Source organism: Eubacterium sp. LMAG:50, from assembly GCF_008680265.1.
Taxonomy (GTDB): domain Bacteria; phylum Bacillota; class Clostridia; order Lachnospirales; family Lachnospiraceae; genus Eubacterium_U; species Eubacterium_U album.
Genome location: NZ_NALP01000006.1, coordinates 1 through 23740, shown reverse-complemented (window position 1 = coordinate 23740; position 23740 = coordinate 1). Strand labels below are relative to the sequence as shown.

The 23740-nt window shown below is 31.3% G+C and carries 22 protein-coding genes; 3 read left to right on the top strand and 19 right to left on the bottom strand.

Annotation, left to right across the window (positions count from 1 at the left end):
- Positions 1-238: 238 nt before the first annotated feature.
- The 8 genes from CCC31_RS02860 to CCC31_RS02825 form a co-directional block, all read right to left on the bottom strand.
- Positions 239-1714 carry a penicillin-binding transpeptidase domain-containing protein gene (locus tag CCC31_RS02860; protein ID WP_290849577.1) on the bottom strand — a complete coding sequence of 492 codons (1476 nt, stop codon included), beginning with the start codon at positions 1712-1714 and terminating at the stop codon, positions 239-241.
- Positions 1623-3056, bottom strand: coding sequence for an FtsW/RodA/SpoVE family cell cycle protein (locus CCC31_RS02855; RefSeq protein WP_022089550.1), 1434 nt, complete (start codon positions 3054-3056; stop codon positions 1623-1625). Before CCC31_RS02855 ends, CCC31_RS02860 begins: the two co-directional genes overlap by 92 nt.
- Positions 3057-3069: 13 nt before the next feature.
- On the bottom strand, positions 3070-5220 hold the full coding sequence (locus CCC31_RS02850) for a U32 family peptidase (RefSeq protein WP_290849575.1): 2151 nt from the start codon (positions 5218-5220) through the stop codon (positions 3070-3072).
- Between the two features lie 109 nt (positions 5221-5329).
- Positions 5330-5734 carry a cell division protein ZapA gene (zapA, locus tag CCC31_RS02845; RefSeq protein WP_022089548.1) on the bottom strand — a complete coding sequence of 135 codons (405 nt, stop codon included), beginning with the start codon at positions 5732-5734 and terminating at the stop codon, positions 5330-5332.
- Positions 5735-5805: 71 nt separating this feature from the next.
- A complete protein-coding gene (gene ruvB / locus CCC31_RS02840) occupies positions 5806-6798 on the bottom strand; it encodes a Holliday junction branch migration DNA helicase RuvB (protein ID WP_117909330.1) in 993 nt (330 codons plus the stop codon).
- Between the two features lie 34 nt (positions 6799-6832).
- The gene (gene ruvA, locus CCC31_RS02835) at positions 6833-7426 is read right to left on the bottom strand and encodes a Holliday junction branch migration protein RuvA (RefSeq protein ID WP_118565069.1); all 594 of its coding nucleotides are present in this window, start codon (positions 7424-7426) and stop codon (positions 6833-6835) included.
- Positions 7423-7929, bottom strand: coding sequence for a Gx transporter family protein (locus CCC31_RS02830; RefSeq protein WP_022089545.1), 507 nt, complete (start codon positions 7927-7929; stop codon positions 7423-7425). The genes ruvA and CCC31_RS02830 overlap by 4 nt, the downstream gene beginning before the upstream one ends.
- A gap of 9 nt (positions 7930-7938) precedes the next feature.
- Positions 7939-8310 carry a NusG domain II-containing protein gene (locus CCC31_RS02825; protein ID WP_158562645.1) on the bottom strand — a complete coding sequence of 124 codons (372 nt, stop codon included), beginning with the start codon at positions 8308-8310 and terminating at the stop codon, positions 7939-7941.
- 296 nt (positions 8311-8606) lie between these two features.
- Here CCC31_RS02825 and CCC31_RS02820 point away from each other — a divergent pair, with 296 nt between their 5' ends.
- Positions 8607-9695, top strand: coding sequence for an FAD:protein FMN transferase (locus CCC31_RS02820; RefSeq protein WP_290849569.1), 1089 nt, complete (start codon positions 8607-8609; stop codon positions 9693-9695).
- A 190-nt stretch (positions 9696-9885) separates the two neighbouring features.
- Here the strand turns inward: CCC31_RS02820 and CCC31_RS02815 are convergent, their stop codons facing one another.
- From CCC31_RS02815 to rsxC, 7 genes are all read right to left on the bottom strand, one after another.
- Positions 9886-11289: a spore germination protein gene (locus CCC31_RS02815; RefSeq protein ID WP_290849567.1), complete on the bottom strand. Its 1404-nt coding sequence runs from the start codon at positions 11287-11289 to the stop codon at positions 9886-9888.
- Positions 11290-11382: 93 nt separating this feature from the next.
- Positions 11383-12174: an RnfABCDGE type electron transport complex subunit B gene (locus CCC31_RS02810; RefSeq protein WP_336306465.1), complete on the bottom strand. Its 792-nt coding sequence runs from the start codon at positions 12172-12174 to the stop codon at positions 11383-11385.
- 13 nt (positions 12175-12187) lie between these two features.
- Positions 12188-12763, bottom strand: a complete 576-nt coding sequence (locus CCC31_RS02805; RefSeq protein WP_022089540.1) for an RnfABCDGE type electron transport complex subunit A — start codon at positions 12761-12763, stop codon at positions 12188-12190.
- Complete coding sequence (locus CCC31_RS02800) at positions 12764-13444, bottom strand: electron transport complex subunit E (RefSeq protein WP_022089539.1); 681 nt, start codon at positions 13442-13444, stop codon at positions 12764-12766.
- Positions 13444-14088, bottom strand: a complete 645-nt coding sequence (locus tag CCC31_RS02795) for an RnfABCDGE type electron transport complex subunit G (protein WP_022089538.1) — start codon at positions 14086-14088, stop codon at positions 13444-13446. Before CCC31_RS02795 ends, CCC31_RS02800 begins: the two co-directional genes overlap by 1 nt.
- A gap of 1 nt (position 14089) precedes the next feature.
- The gene (locus CCC31_RS02790; RefSeq protein WP_336306548.1) at positions 14090-15004 is read right to left on the bottom strand and encodes an RnfABCDGE type electron transport complex subunit D; all 915 of its coding nucleotides are present in this window, start codon (positions 15002-15004) and stop codon (positions 14090-14092) included.
- A gap of 70 nt (positions 15005-15074) precedes the next feature.
- Entirely contained in the window at positions 15075-16388 is a 1314-nt protein-coding gene (gene rsxC / locus CCC31_RS02785) for an electron transport complex subunit RsxC (RefSeq protein ID WP_290849563.1), read from the bottom strand.
- Between the two features lie 136 nt (positions 16389-16524).
- Here rsxC and CCC31_RS02780 point away from each other — a divergent pair, with 136 nt between their 5' ends.
- Together CCC31_RS02780 and CCC31_RS02775 are read left to right on the top strand one after the other, a co-directional pair.
- Complete coding sequence (locus CCC31_RS02780) at positions 16525-17619, top strand: ribonuclease H-like domain-containing protein (RefSeq protein ID WP_290849561.1); 1095 nt, start codon at positions 16525-16527, stop codon at positions 17617-17619.
- 216 nt (positions 17620-17835) lie between these two features.
- On the top strand, positions 17836-18036 hold the full coding sequence (locus CCC31_RS02775) for an alpha/beta-type small acid-soluble spore protein (protein ID WP_022089534.1): 201 nt from the start codon (positions 17836-17838) through the stop codon (positions 18034-18036).
- A 119-nt stretch (positions 18037-18155) separates the two neighbouring features.
- On the opposite strand, the gene CCC31_RS02770 is transcribed toward CCC31_RS02775, so the two are convergent.
- The 4 genes from CCC31_RS02770 to recG form a co-directional block, all read right to left on the bottom strand.
- The gene (locus tag CCC31_RS02770) at positions 18156-19040 is read right to left on the bottom strand and encodes an aldose 1-epimerase family protein (protein WP_290849559.1); all 885 of its coding nucleotides are present in this window, start codon (positions 19038-19040) and stop codon (positions 18156-18158) included.
- Positions 19041-19130: 90 nt separating this feature from the next.
- Positions 19131-20495 carry a UDP-N-acetylmuramoyl-tripeptide--D-alanyl-D-alanine ligase gene (gene murF / locus CCC31_RS02765; RefSeq protein ID WP_290849557.1) on the bottom strand — a complete coding sequence of 455 codons (1365 nt, stop codon included), beginning with the start codon at positions 20493-20495 and terminating at the stop codon, positions 19131-19133.
- 105 nt (positions 20496-20600) lie between these two features.
- Positions 20601-21626 (bottom strand): D-alanine--D-alanine ligase, encoded by a 1026-nt coding sequence (locus CCC31_RS02760; RefSeq protein ID WP_290849555.1) that lies wholly within the window; start codon positions 21624-21626, stop codon positions 20601-20603.
- Positions 21627-21746: 120 nt separating this feature from the next.
- A partial coding sequence (gene recG, locus CCC31_RS02755; protein ID WP_290849553.1) for an ATP-dependent DNA helicase RecG occupies positions 21747-23740 on the bottom strand: 1994 nt, incomplete at its 5' end.

Sequence of the window (23740 nt, the reverse complement as noted above, 5' to 3'; positions counted from 1 at the left end):
TAAACGCATCTAACGTATGTAAAGATCATATACAAAATTATCATCAATACATATCAAACATTCATACTTTAGTATACAAAATCTTATCTGGTATTTCAATAAAACATTGTTATTAAATTATTATTCAACAAAATTATATGATCTTGGAACGGGTCACAAGAGCTTTCACCCACTTATGAGCAGGTTCATGTAGGATTAAACCTTTTGACTCTGGCATCATTTATTATAATGACACACATTACTCAAAATAATCATCGAATATTGCTTTTACACATTTTACTGCTGAATCGCTTCCTTCAGGCATGTCTTCAATTACAACTGCAATGGCAATTTTTTTACCATCTTTTTCTCCGTATCCGACAAACCACGAATTTACATTATTATTCTTATCTATTTCAGCAGTTCCTGTTTTACCATACGCTGTATATTTTGAATATGCCATGATTTTACCAGTTCCATATTCAACAACGGCTCTCATATATTTCTGGAGCTGCTTTGCTTCTTTTTTAGTCATTAATCTGGCATATTCTTCATTCTCTGTCTTTGTAACTACAGATTTATCACTTGATTCTATTTTATCAACAAGATATGGCTTCATCAATTTTCCGTTATTAGCTATTGATGAAGCTATCATGGCCATATGAATTGGTGTAACTAATGTAGTTCCCTGACCTATACTTGTCTGCATTATATCAAATGTAGTTGATTCATTTGACAAATTAAATTCACTCTTGTTATATTCAATTTCAATAGGTAATTTTTCATTAAATAACAATCCTTTTGCTGTGCTTGCAAACTTTGTCATATCAAGTTCAGTTCCAATTGTTGAAAAAGCACTGTTACATGAATATGCAAATGCATCAATCAATTCTTCACTATAATGTGCATGTCCATCAAAGCATTTGATAGATACATTATTTATAGTTGTACTACCCTTACAATTAAAATGAAAATCATTATAATTTTTATTTTCACGCATATATTCTAATGTTGTAACAATTTTAAATATTGAACCCGGTGTATATTTTCCCTGAGTAGCCCTATTAACAAGTCTGCTATCGCTTGTATCTTCTGCCAGTTTATCCCAAATATCATCAATTGTATTCGGATTATAATTTGGCTTCGAAGTCATAGCTTTGATTGCTCCACTCTCTGGATCAATGATAACTACAGCTCCCTTATTTTTACCCAAACTATCAGTAGCACTTTTTTGCAAAGAAACATCTAATGTTGTATATACATCATTTCCTTTTTCTTTTACATTCATAAAATCGTCGACTATTTTTTGAATAGGACTGACATTTGTACTTAAAAGCTCGTAATTGTAAACTTTCTCTAAACCTGATTTTCCATGATTTTTTATTCCGATTACATGAGAAAATAATTCATCATATGGATATTCTCTGGTTTCATTACCTGCATCATCAGTTTTAGTATATGCAAGTTTATCTCCATCAGCGCTAAATATAGTTCCTCTTACTACAGTTTCAGCATATCCATCAATTCTTTTATTATAATCGTTATTTACAACATCATGACTCTCTGCAACAAGAAAATACACATAATATCCTATCATTACAAAGAAAATAAGTGCAAAAATTATCGTTGTAGTCATAATTTCACTATTTAATTTTTTTCTTTTTTTTCTTTCCGACTTTTCCAATTTCGCCTGTTCTTTCAAGCTGTCGTATTCTCTCTGTCTGTCTCTGTTCATTGACTAATCCTTCCGTTGGAATTCTTCGCGTTACGTTTCTTTTTACTTTAGTTCCCACAATTGCTAAACCTTGCATAATTGCAAACACAAATAATGTACTTAGTATTGAACTACCACCACTACTTACTAAAGGTAACGTTACACCTGTTGATGGAATCATTTTAAGTGCACCACCTATTGTAAGAAATACCTGTACTGCATAGCCTACACCAAGACCTACACACACAAGTTTATTAAACATATTTGCCTGTTCCATCGCAATTTTCAAAAATGCAATAAAACAACTAAAACAAACTAAAATTAAAAGCATTGCAAATAGACCGCCAAATTCTTCTGCTATAGCAGAAAAGATGAAGTCCTCAGTAACTACAGGAATATATTTAGGCGAGCCCTCATACAATCCAGTTCCCATAAATCCACCACTTCCAATAGCAAATAATGACTGTGCAACCTGATAGCCTGCATTATCTATAACTGACCATGGATCTCTCCATGCAATAAATCTCTCCTGCACATGTGAAAAAAGATGATACGCTATTACCGAAGCACCTGATAGCCCTCCGGCTCCTAAAAACAAATATATAATATTTCTTGTTGAAACAAATAGCATAAATAAATAAATCATAAAAAAGATTAAAGCACTTCCTAAATCTGTTGAAGCTACTAAAATCAAAACATATATAGCTGCTAAAACCGCAGAAATACACACATCTTTAAATTTATTATGTTCAGCCAAATAACCTGCAAGAAAAAATACAAAGATAATTTTAACAAATTCTGATGGTTGGAATTTAAAATTTCCAATTTCAATTGCAAGTTTCGCTCCATAATCTTCATCTCCAAGGAACAAAACTGCTATAAGAGCTGCTATTCCAACGAAACAATATACCCATGTCAGATATTTCCATAATTGGAATTTACTCATCAAAAATGGTACAATAAGAGATGCCATTGTCACAACGGCAACAATAATGAACTGTCTGACACTTGTTTCAAAATTAAGTCGTGCAAGCATGATAAATCCAATAGATAAAAGCATACACATATTGCTTAATACCGCTCTGCTTATATTAGAATAAATTATTGGAAAAATACCTAATACTATTACTAAATAGCACAACTGTGCTCCCGCTAATATAACTGTAAAATTAGAGGGATTTTTCAAATATACAACGGATATTCCCAAAACATAAACAATAAATATTATTGCATTCTGTCTGTGAAATATTCTTGCTGTCTTTCTTTCTTTTCTTGTTTTTAATGCACTAAAACATTCCCATGTATATACCGCCATTAGTAACACAAAAATATATTTAGCTGCAGTAACGTACAAAGTTTCCATATCTTATCTCCGGTTATAACACTCCTCTGTTAAAATGTCCTCTTGTTATTTCACTATTATTTTCAAATAACAAATCATATTCTTTATTATCTATATGTTCAATCATATTTTTAATTTGTTTTTTTGATTCGAATGTAAAAGAATATCTTATACTGTTTAACTTTAGTTTATCAATTTTATTATTATAATCAATCAATGAAAGTGGCTTACAATTATATATAAGATTATAGCAGTAATCGCAAACGCATTTCACCTTAAAATATTCACTCTTTCTATCTTTTAAACTGTAAATCTCTTTTGACTTTTGACACATATCACAACTTTTAGCAATGCAATTTACAGTTGTCATTACAGGCATATAACCATATATAATCATTTCCTGACCACTACATCCCATATCAAACATTTCTTTATAATTCAATTCTACAGGAACAGTATATGTTATATCATCTGTTTTACGGATAAATTGTTGTGAAAAACTATTCATAACGTATACATTATAATCAAAAATATAATTTTTTACCATATCTATATTTTTAAGCCAGAAATATTCCTCCATATTTCTAATTAATGCACCATCAAATTTATTTAACATTCCTATATATTCTTTTGAAAAATAAGCCTTGTCTTTTTCCCTAAATATATATGGCATTGCTATATATATCTGTTTAGTTTTGTTGTTTACTACTTCTTCAATTTCCTGTCTTGTAAATTCTGATGCTTCTATATATATTCTTGATATTCTATTCCATTTTTCAATAGTTTTATACTGTTCAAAATTAGAAACCAACGCTGTTTCCAGCTTTTTATCATTACATATTATTGTATTTTTCTCTACATTTTCATATGGTAAAGCATTATTTCTTTTATATCTGTCAATAATGCTTTTTGTCATTTCATCAATCAGTTTTCTCTTTAATTGATTTATTTTACCAATGGTTACAAATAAATTGTCATCGATATAAGTTTCTATTTTTTCAACTTTAAATGGTGTATTTCCAAGCTTTGCCATTTTTTCATTTACCATATCAGAAGTTGTAGGTAGTTTTTTTGCTTCATCAGGCAAATCTTCATATACGGTAACAACATTTTCACCACATATTCCAACAGCTTCCATTGGAGAATCTTTTTTTATTGTAACAAATATATCTATATTTTTTCTTAAGTTAGTATTAATATATTTGTTCTGAATTCCCTTTATTAAACCTTCATTAGCTGCTCTGAAATCAGGTTTAGAAAATGTAATCATTTCTTTACCGTTATATGTTTTATAATAACTCTCACTAAATCCTTTTCTATTAAAAAGGTCATTCAATTTCTTTATATCATTATTATCTACTTTATATTTTTTTCGACCAAACTGTAAATATAAGTCAATATATTTTCTATAAATACTTACAACTCCTGCCGTGTATTCAGGCTTCTTCATTCTTCCTTCGATTTTAAGAGAATAAACACCTGATTCAATAATATCCGGCAATATTTTCAATGTGCAAATATCCTTAGGACTTAATACATACTTTGAATCTCCCGGATTAAGCACTTTACCATTCTTTACAACATCATATTCCATTCTACATGGCTGGGCACATCTTCCCCTGTTTCCACTTCTACCGCCAATGTAACTACTTAAAAGGCACTGGCCTGAATAACAATAACATAAAGCACCATGTACAAAACTCTCGATTTCTATATCACAATTTTCTTTAATTTTTTTAATTTCCGGAATTGATAGTTCTCTTGGAGTAACAATTCTTGTTACCCCTTTATTTTTCAACTCTTTTACAGTGAGTTCACCTAATATTGTCATCTGTGTACTGGCATGAACATGTAACTGCGGGAAATATTTTCTTACAAATTCCAAAACTCCATAATCCTGAACTATAACTGCATCTAAGCCATGAACATATAATGGTTCAAGATAATCATAAAGTTCCTTTTTTATTTCATTCTCCTTAAGCAGTGTATTTACTGTCAAATATATCTTTCTGCCATGCAAATGAGCGTAATCGATTACGGACTTTAATTGTTCAATAGTTAGATTGTCCGCATTTGCCCTTGCTCCAAATTTTTCACCACCGGTATAAACTGCATCTGCCCCTGCATTAAGTGCCGCAATAACAGTTTCATATGAACCACCTGGTGCTAAAAGTTCTACTTTCATTATTCCTCCGGTCGTTAACTGCTTTAAACTTAAAAAAGACCGGCTACAGGTCTTTTTTATTGTTTCCCAGTCACAATAACTTATTAAGCTTATATTATATGTGCTTTTGTTATTTCTTATTTTTTAATTCTGTCTGCAATTTTACTATTTCTTTCTGAAGTTCGATATTCTTATCTTTTGCTTCCTGAAGCTGTGCCTCTAACGATTCAATCTTCATATCTGCTGTAATTAAATCATGTTTTAAATCATAATTTTCTTTATCTTTTTCTTCTATCTCTACCTGAAGAAAATCAGCCTGCTTCTTTGCCTTAAAATAGTCATCTGCAATGTTAATTTCTAATAAAGTCTTCTGTGTATCAATTTTCTGTCTACGATAGGCATCATCCTGCTTAAATTCTAATATTTTACTACTAATATATGTAGCAAGTTTCTGTAAATAAGCTTCGCTTTCAAATCCGCCTATAGTATATATCTTTCCATCTATTATCACGTCAATTACATTCTTCGCTGACATATGTACTCTCCTCATTGTATTCAAGTATAAACTACGTTAATTTTATCACAATTTTTTACAAATACAACCATTTATTGTTTTATCCCTAAATGCTCATAAGCGATAGGTGTTGCAATTCTTCCTCTAGGAGTACGTTGTATAAGACCATTCTGAATTAAATATGGTTCATATACATCCTCTAAAGTTCCTGAATCCTCACCAATTGAGGCCGCCAAAGTATCAAGTCCTACAGGCCCTCCTGCAAATTTATAAATAATTGTTTCAAGTATTGTTCTATCCCCTTTATCTAATCCAATCTTATCTACATCCAAAAGATTCAGTGCATAATCTGCAACCTCTTTTGTAATATGTCCGTTATATTTAATTTGTGCAAAATCTCTCACTCTTTTTAAAAGTCTGTTAGCAAGTCTAGGGGTTCCTCTTGAACGTCTTGCCATTTCAACTGCACCATCCTCATCAATTTCCACATTTAATACTTTAGCTGAACGTGTAATGATTGTCTTTAATTCATCAACTGTATAAAACTCAAGCCTGTTAATTACACCAAATCTATCTCTAAGTGGTGCAGTAAGTAAACCTGCTCTGGTAGTTGCACCAACTAAAGTAAATCTAGGCAAATCAAGTCTTATTGAACGTGCTGTTGTACCTTTTCCTATCATTATGTCTATTGCAAAGTCTTCCATTGCAGGATAAAGTACTTCCTCTACCTGTCTATTCAATCTGTGAATTTCATCTATAAAAAGCACATCACCTTCGCCTAAGTTATTTAATATTGCTGCCATTTCGCCGGGCTTTTCAATGGCAGGTCCAGATGTAACTTTAAGATTTACTCCCATCTCGTTAGCAATTATCGATGCCAATGTTGTCTTTCCTAAACCGGGTGGTCCGTAAAACAAAATATGGTCTAAAGATTCACCTCTTGCTTTCGCAGCTTCTATATAAACTTTTAAATTAGTTTTAATTTTTTCCTGACCTATATATTCATCTAATTCCTGAGGCCTTAGCGTCTTTTCTATAGCAATATCTTCATATTCAGGTTCAGTAGTAATTATTCTTCTGGACATTACTCTACTCCTTTTTCACATAATTCTACATTCATTAGTAAATCTTTTTTAATGCCATTTTAATTACGTTTTCTACGTCTAATTCTTCTATATTATCAATACTCTTAACTGCCCTATAAGCATCTGCCTGTGAATAGCCAAGTGCTACAAGTGCCATAACTGCTTCTGACATTGAATTATTATCATTAACTTGAAAGTTTGCATCTAATTTAGGCTCAAGTACATCTTCTAAATTTAATTTATCCTTTAGCTCAATAATAACTTTTTGTGCTGTCTTTGCACCAATTCCAGGAGCCTTTGAAATAGCTTTTGCATCTTCTGAAATAACGGCAACCCTCAAGTCATCCGTAGTAATTGTAGATAAGACGGCAAGTCCTCCTTTTGGTCCTATTCCATTTACGGTAATAAGCAATTTAAATACTTCTAAATCGTCTCTTGTAAGGAAACCAAACAATTGCATTGCATCTTCTCTTACATTCAAATATGTAAACACTCTTACTGTTTCATCCACATTCAATGTATCTATCTGAGATGCCGGCATAAAAACGTTATACCCAACACCATTATTATTCACAACAATCTTATCTACATCAATATATTCAATAATTCCTTCAACAAATCCTATCACTGTATATCTCCTTTATTATTGTAAAATTTATCTATTCTATCAAGGACCAATCTGCTTACTATACCTATTATTGCACCTGTAACAGCACCAGTTAAAATTAAAATAGGTAAATATCCAAAAATATAATAATTATCAACTACAAATGATGCGACAACAATCTGTCCTATGTTATGAAAAATTCCGCCAAACATACTTACTATCATAATTGAAAATTTATTAGTTTTCTTCATTATCACCATAACTATCATGCTTAAAGTTGCACCTGCTAATGCGAAAAAAATGCTAAACAAATTTCCAAACATAAATCCTACTATTAATATTCTGACAAAATTACATACGGCCGCTTCTTTTGTTCCTTCCAAATAAAGTACTATTATAATAGCTAAATTAGCAAGTCCTATTTTCATTCCCGGGATGCCTAAAACAGGAATGCATGACTCAACATAACTTAAAATAACAGCAAAAGCAACAAACATTCCTAACAAAGGTACTTTCTTACTCATGTCATTCTCCTACCTGGCAATTACATCTACTTCTGATTTATCATCTGAAACTATAGTAACTTCTACCTTATGTGGAAGACAAATTAATGTCTGTCCATCTTTACTGATAGTTCCCATATTAACACATGTCTGATTACTACAATCCGACTCTTTTATCTTTGCTTTTTTATCTTTAATCCGAATAATATTATATCCGTTATCAACATTAACTTTATATTCCTGATTTTTGTTTAAATCAAGCTTTTTCTCTATCTTTCCATCTACATATATAACAACTGTATCCGCTTCATCGTTTCTTAACAAATTTACCGTAATATAACTTATAATTACAATTACAGCAACACAAATAATAGCTATAATATCATATTTTTTTAACTTCATTATCACACCAAAATTGAGAGTTTTTGACCCCGACATCATTTATTAGTTTCATTAATTTATATATTTTTATATAAATCAGAACAAACGTTTACCTATAGAATGATAACATAATTATATTTTTTATACAATCAGTATTTTCTGCTAATTTATAAAATAAAATGTGTTATAATAAGCTATAGTTATATATTAAGATGCCAAAGCAAAATGGTCTAAGTTCACATAAGTTTGCTTATAATTGGGCAAAAAAATTTTAACCACGACATCATACTAAACGATATATGAATATGGAGAATATTATGAAAAAAACTTTATTAAAAAAGCTGTTATCTCTTACAATAGTCATCACACTTCTTGCTATGCCTCTTACAGGATGTGTTTCCACATCATCAAGTACTACGGCAACAGCAACACACGAATGTTTCAATACTGTTGTTACACTTACAATAAACAGTTGTAGTGGTGATGAATCAGCTGATGATATAATAAATGAATGCTTTGGTCTTTGTTATAATTACGAAAAACTATTTAGCAGAACCAAAGATTCAAGTGACGTTTCAGCCATTAACAATTCAAATGGGCAGCCTGTAGAGGTAAAACCTGTAGTTGCTGAATTAATAGAAGATAGTATTTATTATAGCGAATTATCTAATGGTGCATTTGATATTACTATTGCCCCATTGAGTATACTTTGGAACATTACAGGTGATAATCCATCCGTTCCGTCATCAGATGATATTACTAATGCATTGTCACATGTAAACTACGAAAATATATCCGTCAACGATTCTACAGTTACACTAGCAGACCCTGAAGCAAAAATAGATTTAGGTGGAATTGCAAAAGGATTTGTTGCAGACAAAATAAAAAGCTATATGATTCAGACAGGTGTTACTTCAGCAATAATAAATCTTGGTGGAAATATTGTTACAATTGGTGGCAAAAAAAATGGTGGCAATTTTAATATAGGAATTCAAAAACCATTTGGTTCATCCGAAGAATATTCAGCAATTGTAAAAGGTTCAAATTTATCAATTGTAACTTCAGGCTCTTATGAACGATATTTCAAACAGGACGGAAAAATATATCATCATATTTTAGACACAAAAACAGGTTATCCTGTTGATAACAGACTTTTATCTGTAACTATTATTTCCGAGGATTCCTTAAGTGGTGATGCATTAAGTACAACTTGTTTTGCTTTAGGGTTAAAAAAAGGCATGCGTTTAATAGAAAATACACCAGAAATCGAAGCAGTATTTATTGATAAAGATTACACAATCCATACTTCAAGCGGACTTGTCTTGGATGAAGGAGAAGATGGAGTTCCTACAATTTCAGTTATTTCTCCAGAATCATTAACAGAAGAAGCAAATGAAGCTGAATAATAAACACAAACTAAAATCATTTTATATTTTGATATAGAAAAAATGTCTTACGAATTGTCTTGTATCAACTACTCTTGCAATTTGTAGGACATTTTTATGTAATAAACAGTTATAATCTGATAGAAATATATTTCTGTAAAATATATTTTTTATAAAATATTACTGTTTTCAAATTATAACTGTTTTATAATTATTTTTTACTTGTTCTAAAGAACTGTCTGCAAAATTTTTTAAAATCAAATGGTATTAAAGGATATATATAACTTGTGTTTGTAATCGTTTTATTCATTCCGATTACAACTGCTGTAAATATAACTCCTCCAATAAATCCATATAATCCAAATATAGCTGTTAAAATTAGTAAAATAATTCTTAAAAATTTTATCGCATATGCAAATTCATAATTTTCATGAGTAAAATTTGCAATTGCTACTACAGCCATATATAAAAGAGTTTGCGGCACAAACCACCCTGTAGTTATTGTAAATTCCCCAATAATTATTGCTGCTATCAAACTTAACGGTGTGTTTAGCATATTTGGAGTATTAATTGCCGCCAATTTCAAACCGTCTACACCAATTTCAAGCATTAATAGTTGCCAGATAATTGGGATATTTAACTCATCAGATACCTTTGTAAATATTAACCAATTTGGAAGCAATTCCGGCTGCACTGCATATAAAAGATATAATGGAGTCAGAAGTATGGATATAATTGTAATAAAGGCTCTTGCCAATCTAAGGTAAGTACCGGTAAGAGGTGAAAAGTAATAATCATCTGCTTCTTCTATAGCATCAAATACTGTAGTTGGTAAAAGCATAGCCGCCGGCGAATTATCTACCAGTACTGCAATCTGTCCATTAATTACTGATGCAGCAACAGTATCAGGTCGTTCTGTGTATCTAAACTTTGGGAAAGGATTAATCCAGCTTCCTTTATAAATACATTCAGCAAGACTTTCCTGATTCATTGCTAACGCATCTATTTTTGCATTTGCCAGTTTATCTTTAATCAAATTAAGTGCCTCTTTATCGACTCTTCCTTCAATATAACATATTGCCACGTCAGTTCTTGAACATTCTCCTATTTGTGTTATTTCACATCTATACTCAGGACTTCGTATTCTTCTTCTGATTAATGCAGTATTATATACTAAAGTTTCAACAAAACCATCTCTTGAACCTCTTAATACCTTATATTTTTCAGGCTCTTCAACTCCTCTTGCCGGATATTCTCTTGCATCAATTAAAAAAGCACTTTCATATCCATCTACAATCAAGCAAACAATCCCGGATAAAATCGCAGTAATAATATTATATTCGTTACTTTCATCTGAAGTTTCAATATAAGGAATGATGTTTGCAATAAAATTTTCTTTATCATTCGGAATATCTTCTGATTTAACTGATGTTAAAGCTTCAATAACTTTTTCCATTACATCTTCATCACAAAATCCATTAATAAAATATAGAACAGCATTTTTATCTCCAATAGTAATTTTCCTTTTCAATAAATCATAGCTTGTTCCAATAGCTAGTATTTCATCTATTTTCTTCTCAGTAATTTCAATTTTTGAGTCAATAAATTTTTCCATAAAAAAACCTCACACTAGTATATAGTGTGAGATTTTCTTAATTTTATTCGCATTATATGTTAATTCCGGCATTTTCATAATGCAATAAAACAATTAATGCAATTTAGTAATAATTTTTTTCGGACATTTTTCAGCACATATTCCACAGTTTTTACATTTACTCTGATCAATATGAGCTAAATTATATTCAAATTCAATTGCACCATTTGGGCAATTCTTAGCGCACAGTCCACATCCTATACAACCAACAGAACATGCCTGCATAACATCTCTTCCTTTATCCTTAGATGAACAGGAAACCATATACTGTGCATTTTCCGTAATTATTTCAATAAGATTTTTTGGACACGCTTTTACACATTTACCACATGCGACACATTTATCTCTGTCTACTACTGCCTTACCATTAACAACTGATATTGCACCAAATTCACATGCTTTAACACATGAACCAAGTCCAAGGCATCCATATGCGCAGGCTTTTGCACCACCACCGGGAATATTTGCAGCATCCTGACATGACATATTTCCATAATATTCGTACTTATCTTTTGATTTATCACAATCACCTGAGCATTTAACATACGCATATTTCTTAACAACGTCTGCTTCAACACCTACAATTTCACTTATAATCTTTGCAACCGGTGCTCCTCCAACAGGGCATGCTCCCGGATCACATTCTCCATTTGCAATTGCAGCCGCTAAACCATCACATCCCGGATAACCGCATCCACCACAGTTATTTCCCGGAAGCACTTCTCTAATCGCTGCTTCTTTTTCATTAACTTCAACTGCAAAAAACTTTCCGGCAACTACAAGGATAACTGCAATAATTATACCAACACCGCCTACAACAATAACTGCTCCTAAAATTCCACTCATATCCAAGCACCTCCTATATTATTCCTGTAAATCCGGTAAATGCAATTGCCATTAACCCTGAGGCAATTAAAACCATCGGAGTTCCCTGGAAAGGTTTTGGAATATTATTGTTTTCACTCTTTTCTCTGATACCTGCTAAAATAACAATTGCAATCAAAAATCCTACAGATGTTCCAAGTGAATTAGCAAGGCTCTGTCCAAAAGTATATCCGTCATCAATATTCGAAATTGCTACACCTAAAACTGCACAGTTTGTTGTAATTAAAGGAAGATAAACACCTAATGCCTGATATAAAGGTTTTACATATTTCTTTAATATCATTTCAACCAACTGAACTAACGCAGCAATTACAAGAATAAAGACAATAGTCTGTAAATATTCAAGATTAAAAGGTTTTAAAATTCCATAATAAATTCCATATGTTACGCTTGAAGCAATCAAAATAACAAAAATAACCGCTGCTCCCATTCCGGCTGCAGTATCTGTCTTTTTTGAAACTCCAAGGAAAGGACACAAACCAAGGAACTGGCTTAAAACTACATTATTAACTAAAGCAGCTGCAACTGCTATTAACATACATTGAACCATTTACGCTTCCTCCTTTGTATCTTCTTTACAATGTTCTGTTGCCATTGCACAACCCTGACAATTACCATCGCATATTTTATCTTTGGGCTTTTGACCATGTTTCATTTTAATATAGTTCTGTGTAGCTATTAAAGCTGCAAGAACAAAGAACGCTCCCGGTGCCATTACAAAAATTCCGATTCCATCCCAATGTGGAATGTTAATTCCAAGAATTGTTCCCGCACCGATTATTTCTCTAAATCCACCAAGTATGGAAAGAGCTATTGTAAATCCAAGTCCCATTCCAAGTCCATCGAAAATAGATGGTAAAACAGGATTTTTTGATGCATAACTTTCTGCTCTACCTAAAATAATACAGTTAACAACTATTAATGGAATATAAATTCCAAGCGCTGCATTAAGTGATGGCAAATATGCTTCAAGCATAAACTGTAAAATAGTAACAAAACTTGCAACAATAACTATAAATGCAGGCACACGTACCCCATTTGGTATTATATTTCTAAGTAATGAAATAAAACAGTTTGACAAAACAAGTACCACCATTGTACTAAGTCCCATTCCGGCACCATTAATCAATGAAGATGTAACTGCAAGTGTCGGGCACATACCTAATATTAAAACAAATGTTGGATTTTCTTTTATAATTCCGTTATATAATCTTTCTAAACATTTACCCATTATTCAGCACCTCCTGTAATATATTTAAAACAGAAAATTGCTGCATTAACGCCATTAGTTGTTGCATTTGTTGTTATTGTTGCTCCACTCATTGCGTCAATTTCATTATCTTCTGATGCTCCTGTTTTTGAATATTTAAAGTAGTCAACTTTCTTATCATTAAACTGATTTTTATAACTGTCTTCTTTTGCTCTCATTCCAAGTCCTGGTGTTTCGCTTATAGATAAGAAGGAAATGCCATTAACAGTTCCATCTTCCTTAATTCCAACTGAAAACTGAATCTTGCCATCGTAAGCTTCATTATCTGTAACAGTTATTACATATCCAAGTACGTTGTTATCTTTATCTTTTGCTTCCATTATTTCATTGATGTCTGCATTAATATCTGATGCACCATTAGCTTTAACTTCATCAGTATCCATTTTCTTAATGTAGTCCGCTATCTTTTTCTGGTCACTGTCATTTATTTTGTATTCATCAAAATGATCTGCGCCGTCAAATACTGCCTGATAAGCTGCATTTTTTGTTTTTTGCTCCTGTTGCGCTCTGGCCTGTGATGTAACATTATACACAGCTCCAAGTCCTAAACCCGAAACTAAAGTAATAGCAAATAATATTAACGCATCTTTTATCATTTTATTCATATTACTTGCCCTCCTTCTTTTCCTTAACCATTCCAAATGCTTTAGGAATTGTTATTTTTTCAATTAAAGGTACTAATAAGTTACAGAATATAATTGCAAACGATACACCTTCAGCTGTATTTCCAAATGTTCTGAAAATTGCAGTAAGTACACCTAAACATATTCCAAATAAAATTCTTCCATTCTTTGTCATCGGAGATGTAGAATAATCAGTTGCCATAAAGAAAGCACCAAAAATTAATCCACCACCACAAAGATGTTTAAGTAAGAATGTAATATCTGTCTGTCCGTTAAATAACATAATGCAGATTGAAAATACAACTATGTAAGTAATTGGTATTCTTAAATCAATTATCTTATTAATTACAAGGTATAAAGCTCCAAGTAAAAGTGCAATAATACTTGTTTCACCTATTGTTCCTGCATGTGTACCAATAAACATTGATAACAAATCAACATTTTCTCCGGCTTTTAATGCAGTAAGAGGTGTTGCCTGTGATACTCCATCTACGACTCTATACATTTCAGGATAAAACGCTGTCATATTTCCTGCAAATGATAATACAAGAAAACATCTTGCACCTAATGCAGGGTTCATGAAGTTCTGTCCAAGTCCACCAAACAACTGTTTAACTATTATTATTGCAAATGCACCTCCAAGCATTGCTTTCCAATAAGGAAATGTACATGGAAGGTTAAGTGCAAGAATCATTCCTGTTACTACAGCACTTAAATCTCCTATAGTTGATGGTCTTTTAGTTATTAAATCAAATATATATTCCGAAATCACACAAGCAGCTACTGTTAATAAAATCAACAATGCTGAACGGATTCCATATTCCATTCCAAATAAATTTTGATAATTAATAATACCAAAAATAGATGGTGGTAATAATGCAATAATTACATCGCCCATTATAGATTTTGTTGTAAGTTTTGACTTAACATGAGGGCTTGATGATACATGATACATTTTTAGTTCACTCTTACCCTTTCTTTCTTGCTGCAATAACTTTTCTCTTCATAGTTCTTACAGACTGTGTAATATTTCTGTTTGCAGGACAAATATAATTACATGTTCCACATTCTATACATTCCATTCCATGATATTTTAAAAATGTATCCATGTCATCTGCCGCTGCAGCCTGTGCCAATTTAGCACATATAAGATTTTCAGGACAGACACTTGCACATTTCCCACAGTTAAGACAATTTGTCATTGTTGCATCAGCAACATCATCATGAAGAAATGCTAAAAGTGCTGAAGAACCTTTTATTACAGGTACATCTAAACTAAACATTGCCTGCCCCATCATAGGTCCACCTGAAATAAGTTTTACAACTCCATCTTTTAACTCACCAGCTTCTTTTACTAATTTTGCATGACTTGTTCCAATTGGAACTACAAAGTTAGATGGTGTATTAATACCATCTCCTGATACAGTAACTATTCTTTCAGTTAATGGTTTATGAAATTTAACTGCATTATAAATATTATAAATAGTATCTACATTATCAACTATACATCCGGCATCAGCAGGAAGCATTTTTGAATTAATCTTTCTTTTAGTTACAGCATAAATAATATGTCTTTCTGAACCCTGTGGATATTTTGTTTTTAATTCAGCCACTGAGATTTTTGGTTCATTTTCCGTAAGTTTGCTTAACTCATCAATTACATCTTTTTTGTTATTTTCAACAGCAATAACACCTTGTGCATTTTCAAAAAGTGATAATACAATTTTAAGACCTTCTATTACCTCTTTAGGCTGTTCTTTTAACCTTCTGTAATCAGCTGTAATGTATGGCTCACATTCTGCCGCATTTACTATTACATAATCAATTTTATCAATTTCTTTTGGTGATAATTTTACATGAGTTGGAAAACATGCGCCACCTAAACCTACAACGCCACAATCTTTTATTAATTCAATTTTCTCTTCTCTGGATAAATTATCATCCGGTTTTTCGTATTCAAACTTCTCATACTGTTCATCATTTTCAATAACAACAGATAAAACTTTACTTCCATTAGGAACTAATCTTTGTTCAATCTTTTTTACTGTTCCCGATACCGATGAATGAATATTAGCTGAAACAAATCCATTAGCTTCAGCAATCTTTTGACCAACAAGGACTCTGTCTCCTACATTTACAATTGGTTTAGCAGGTGCACCAATATGCTGAGCTACAGGTATCACTACTTCACCATCAGGGTAAATTTGTCTGGTCGGAATATCTTTCGATAGTTCTTTTCCATCATATGGATGAACTCCACCCTTAAATGTTAAAATAGACATCTAACTTCCTCTCTTTCATTTTTGTACAACTAACTTGCCACTCTTTATAATAATACTTTTTATGCTTTTTTACAACGAAGTATTCTTCAATTTTTAGACTTTTGACCCTTATGTTTTTATATGTTATCATACGTTTATGATTGTTATAAAAGATAAAGTTGAAAATAAAATTGAATACCCATTAGAAAGATTAGGAAATGTTGACCATATGATTTATTTTGACATTGAAACAACAGGTTTTTCCCGAAAATATTGTATGGTTTATATGATAGGATGTATGTATTTTGTTAACGGTGAACCAATTTATACACAATGGGTTGCTGAAAATGCAAATGACGAAGCAAATGTTTTGATGGCTTTTCATAAATTTATTCAAAATTATAAAATAATAATCCATTTTAATGGAAATACTTTTGATATGCCATTTTTAAAGGAGCGTGGCGAAAAATATAATATAAATTTTGATTTTAATTCATTTGAAAGCATCGACATTTATAAAACAGTAAAAAAATATTCTGATTTACTTAAATTAGAAAACAACAAGCAAAAAACATACGAAGATTTTCTTGGAATAAAACGTAATGATCCTTTTTCAGGCGGTGATTTAATTGAAGTCTATAAAGAATTTATGCGTACACATGATGAAATGTTAGTGTTTCCACTATTATTACACAATAAAGAAGATGTATGGTACATGGGCACACTCACTTCTCTTCTTTCATTAAATGATTTTTTTGAAGGAAATTACACACTAAACAGTTATGAAATACGTGATTATAAATCAATAGATGGAATCATCGGTAAAGAATTATATATAAATTTAGACTTAGATGTATATGCTCCATTTACGGTTACTAAAAAAACAGACTACATTTATTTTAAGCTAAATGGAAATAATGCACAGATTACCATTATTAGTCCACATCTTTTACTTAAATACTTTTTTAAGAATTATAAAGACTATTATTATCTTCCTGAAGAAGATATCACAATACATAAAGATGTGGCAACATATGTTGATAAAAATCACCGAATTCAGGCAACCGCCTCTAACTGCTTTACAAAAGTAACTGATAACTTTTTACCGATATTTTCAGTCAAAAGCCCAGATTTTAACCAGATCTTCATTGAAAACTACGGCGAAAGGAATGGTTTTATTCAATTAGAGAGCATAAAAGATGAAGATTGTGTATTAAAATATGTCAAATGCATACTGGATTATTTGTATTAAGAGCCTTAAACTGTTTTTAATCATTTAACACAATAATATTTAGCTATTTTAATATTAAGAAAAATTTGTAAATTCAGGTTCAACTTACCAGTTTATTATTTACCTATCTCCACATAATAGTATTGTAACATAAACCTTCAGTTGATGGTTTAAGTTACAAAATATACTGAAGGTTTATAAAACCGGAAGTAATGTTAAATTCGGAGGTATGAAATTATGAGTAACACAAACAATGTTAACGTTCCTGAAGCAAAGGCTGCTATGAACAGATTTAAAATGGAATGTGCAAACGAAGTAGGAGTAACTTTATCAGATGGTTACAACGGAAACTTAACTTCAGCTCAGGCCGGAAGTGTTGGTGGTCAGATGGTTAAGAAAATGATCGAAGCTCAGGAAAAACAGATGTCAGGTAAATAAGACATTTCACTTTAGAGTATGAAAAACGAGAGCTGCCGAAAGGCAGCTCTTTTTTTAATATAATATGCATCAAAATGATAACTTTACAATATCATTCTGGAACTTTTTTGTAAAATAATTTAATAAATTGTTATTGAATATCCACTTTCAAATTCTTCTGATGGTTTTAATTTGTTTCCGTATTCTCTATCCTGTAATTCTCCATCAAAATCCTTAGAGTCACATCTACCGCACCATGGTTCTAAACAGATAAATGGAGCATTTTTCTTTGCAGGAGACCAAATACCACAAAGTGGCATATCAAATTCAACTTTTACATATTCATTTTTATTTGAATCTAATAATGAAAGACTATGAATCTGATTATCCTCTACAATCAAGGCGTCATCGTCAAACATATTTTTTGTTATATTAAATATTCCTTCATTATCAACAGTTATTTTATATGTTGCACTTGTATCCTTTACACCACCTTCAGCAATTTTGAAATATGTAAATTCATTTTTGCAATCCGTTTTAATATAACACTGACTTTGTTCTTCACCATCATTAATAGGACAATAGAAAGCCGGATGTGCTCCAATTGAAAAGTACATTTCCTTAGTATCATTGTTTTTAACTTTCCACATTACCTTAATATTATTTTTCTCTAATTTATATCCAATTTCTAAAGAAAAAATAAAAGGGTATTTTGCAATTGTTTCATCAGATGCATTTAAGACAAACCATATTTCATCTGACTTACTAGTTAGAAGTTGGAATTCCATATCTCTTGCGAACCCATGCTGTCCCATAAAATATTCTTTTCCATCATACTTATATTTCTTGTCTTTTAAGCTTCCAACAAAAGGAAATAAAACAGGTGAATGTCTTTTCCAATATTTTTCATCTGCATTCCATAAATATTCTTTGTCATTTTTCATGTTTTTAATTCTTGATAATTCAGCACCAAAAGAATTAATTTCCACGTACAATTCTTCATTTTCTAAAACAATTTTTTCCATATGTTTTTTACCTTTCAATTATAAATTATTTTATGTAGAATTCCGATAATACATATTTTCTAAATCCGTCAATCTGCTAAAGGTAAACTGTTATGACAATTTTTCAACTATTGTTTTAAATTTCATGCTGTTTGAAGCTTTTACTAAAATAGAGTCATTTTCTTTTAATATGTCATCCATTTTGTTTTCAAATTCTTCTTTTGTTTCAAAATAAAACACTTTAATATTTTTATTATTTTCCTTTGCAGCATCTGCAATATTTTTTGCTAATTCACCTATGCATATAACAACATCAATGCCAAGATTTGCAGCATGCATTCCAACTTCTCTATGAAGTTGTTTTTCATTTTCTCCTAATTCATACATATTTCCAAGAATTGCTACTTTTCTGGTATTTGCTTCATTCAATACGCTTAAAGAAGCTTTCATGGACATAGGATTAGCATTATAACAATCATCAATAACAACATATTTATCTGTATGGAAAATATTATTTCTTCCACTTATAGCCTTAAGACTTCTAATACCCTTATCTATTTCTTCTGTTGTCATCCCAAAATGTTTTCCAAAACATGAAGCAGCCATCGCATTGTAAATCATATGATGACCAGGAATTGGTATTATTGTTTCAAACTCTTCGTCAAAATATCTTATTGTAACTTTTGTTCCTTCAATTCCTAATGACTGATATTTAACTGCACAAACATCTCTATCTGTTTCTATTCCAAAGAAAACAGGCTTAACTCCTCTTACATCTTTTATTTGTGACAACTTGTCATCATCACCATTTAAAACTACATATGCATTTTCCTTAAGGTTATCAAAAATTTCTGTTTTTGCCTTAAATACACCATCTCTATCTCCTAAATTTTCCAAATGACATGTACCAATATTTGTTATAACACACGCATCCGGTTTTGAAATTGCAGACAATCTGTGCATTTCCTCAAAATCACTAATTCCCATTTCAATAACAGCGATATCATGATTTTCTCTTATTTTAAGTATTGTTAAAGGCATTCCGATTTCATTGTTGTAATTACCTTGTGTTTTTAAAACATCAAATTTCTGTTCTAAAACAGACGCTATTATTTCCTTTGTGCTTGTCTTTCCAACACTTCCTGTTATTCCAATTATTTTACAGTCAAGTTGTTCTCTGTAAAATGTCGCAATTTCTTTTAATGCTAACGCTGTAGACTCTACCTTAATATAAGGATATTCTTCTGTTTCCAGAATCTTTTCTGACAATGTTACAAGCGCACCTTTTTCAAAAACCTGTGGAATAAATTTATGTCCGTCCACAACATTACCAACAAAAGGTATATATAAATATCCTTCTTCTATTAGTCTGCTATCTTTTTCAACACCTGTTATTTCTTTGTCTAATAATGATTTATCTCCATAAAACATACCATTACATGCCTTTGTAATGTTTTCAATTGTCATATTTTTCATGAATATTTCCTGTTGATTTAATATTAAATATATACGTTTATTATACTGTATTATTTATTGAATTTATTTCAAATAGCAATATTAACTCAACTTTCTCCTTAATTTTTACTTATATTTTTTCATTGAAACATTAATCAAATGTTCACAAAGCTGTGGAAATTCCATTCCCATTGCTCTTGCTTCCTGTGGCACAAGACTTGTAACTGTCATTCCCGGTAAAGTATTTACTTCTATACAATACATTGAGCCATCTTTTTTCATCAAAACATCTGCTCTCGAATAAGTTACTATTCCAAGTGCTTTACATGCTTCCTCTGCCAATTTCTGCATTTTCTTTGTAAGTTCTTCATTAATTTGTGCCGGACATACATCTTCTGTTGCACCCGGAAGATATTTATTCTTGTAATCATACCATCCTGTTTTTGGAATAATTTCAACTATCGGTAAAGCCTTTCCATCAACAACACCTACAGAAAATTCTCTTCCTTCAACAAATTCTTCAATTACAATTGTATCTTCTAATGCAAAACACTCTTTTAAAGCTGCATCGTAATCTTTTTCATCTTTTACAATAACTACTCCTACACTAGAGCCGCCATTGCTTGCTTTAACTACAACCGGAATCTTCATTCCATAATCACTTAAATTTGTACTTTCACCTTTTTTTATCCATATTCCTTTTGGAGTAGATACATTCTGAGCCATAAATATCTGCTTTGTAATACTTTTATCCATGGCTAATGCACTTGCAACACTTCCGTCTCCTGTATACTTTATTCCATGCAGATCAAATGCAGCCTGACATTTTCCATCTTCTCCATTTGAACCATGAAGAGCCATAAATACAATATCTGCCTGCTGGCATATTTCAAATACATTTTCACCAAAGAAGCCTTTTCTTTCTTTCTTTACTTTATCAACATCTTTTGATAATTTCTGTAATTTTTCCTTTTCAGCCTGTACATCAAAATCACTTACATCTAAAAGATTTTTATTTTCATTTCCAAAAAATACGTCTAAAAGCACAGCATTATGTCCAATACTTCTTAAAGCATCACACACCATTGAACCTGAATTTAACGATACTTCTCTTTCTGTACTTGTTCCACCGCATAAAACTACAATATTCATTGTGTTACCTCCAATTTATTTATATGCACAAATTACTGCCGATATTTTTCTTTATTTTAATAAATAACATAATACATAATTACTTAAATGCCATTCAACATTTAACTATACCATAGTAATTTAAATATTCAAGCCACTTGAATATATATATTTGTCTATATATTCATCAAGCCTTTGTTTTTCTTCATCTGACACTTCAATTTCGCCATCTTCAATTCTATTTACCATATCAGCTGCAGTTTTTAAAATGCTTGCATCACTGTAAATATCACCTAGTTTAAACTCCATATCACCACTTTGTCTTACACCGAAGAAATCTCCCGGACCTCGTAATTTAAGGTCTTCGTTGGCTATTTCAAATCCATTATTTGAATGATTAAGTATTTCAAGTCTCTCAGAAGCTTTCTTTGTTTCTGAGGCATTAATAAAAATGCAATACGACTGATATTTTCCTCTTCCTACTCGTCCTCTAAGTTGGTGCAGCCCTGCAAGTCCAAATCTTTCTGCATTTTCAATCATCATAACTGTAGCATTAGGGACATTTACTCCAACTTCAACCACCGTAGTTGATACTAATATCTGTATTTCATTTTTAGCAAATCTATCCATTATCTCATTCTTCATTGCAGGCTTCATTTTTCCATGTAAATATTCTATGTTTATATATGGTGGAAATATGTTTTTTAATGTATCGCAATAGTCAATTACATTTTCACCTTCAATAGCTTCGCTAAATTCAACAGTCGGGCAAATTATATATGCCTGTCTGCCTTGTACTACCTGTTGTTCTATAAACTTATAAGCATTCGGTCTGTAATTTGTACCAACAACGCAGTTTTTGATTGGTAATCTGTTCGCCGGTAATTCATCAATAATTGATATGTCCAAATCTCCGTACATAATAATTGCAAGAGTTCTTGGAATCGGAGTTGCACTCATTACAATTATGTGTGGCATTGAACCTTTATTTGCAATAGATTCTCTCTGTCTTACTCCAAATCTATGCTGTTCATCAGTTATTACTAATGCTAAATTTTTATAATTAACTGAATCCTGAATCAATGCATGTGTTCCAATAATAATTGACACTTCTCCACTTTCTATTTTTGCATATGCTTCTCTTTTTTCTTTTGCTTTCATTGAACCTGTAAGTAAAACGGTATTTATATTTAGTTCATTTTCTGCAATTAATTCATTAATGCTTTCCAAATGTTGTCTTGCAAGAACTTCAGTCGGTACCATTATTGCTCCCTGATATCCACTTAATGCTGCACTTATAAGAGCCAATGTTGCAACTATCGTTTTTCCCGAACCTACATCTCCTTGTATCAGTCTATTCATTACTTTAGAACCGGACATATCTTTTTCAATTTCATTCCATGTTCTAAGCTGTGCATTTGTCAGTTTATATGGCAAATCATTTATTATCGTTGAAATTACTTCTGAATTATTTATAACAAACCTATTTTCATTATCTTTATCACTATCTTTAAATTTTCTAAGTGAATATGTAAAATCAAAAAATTCATTAAAAATTATTCTGTCCTTCGCCTGCTTTAACTCCATTTTATTTTTAGGAAAATGAATCTGCATATATGCTTTATTTATATCAATCAGACCTCTCTCTTTAAGTACCGCACCTGGCATATATTCTTTAACCGGCAATTCAACTTTAATAGCCTGCACAACCGCTTTTGTAACCATTTTTTCAGTTAAACCCGAAACTAGAGGATAAATAGGTTGCATTTTATCTAACAATTCTTTATATTCATTTATCTTATAAATTTTTGGCTGTTCTAAAACAAACGCTCCTCTATTCTCCTTAACCATACCTCTAAATACAAAACTTGATCCTGGTTTTAATGTGTTCTTTAGATATGCTGCATTAAACCACGTTGCCCGAATAACATTTTTAGTATCATCCTGTAAATATGCTGTTACAATTTGTAAATTACGAACACGTCTGATTTCAATCTGCTTATAAACTATTGCTTTAACCGCACATATTTGATTACATTTAAAATCACGTATCCACAACGGCATTTCATATATATCATAATTCCTTGGATAGTATTTAAGCAGGTCATCCGTTGTATGAATGCCTGCTTTATTAA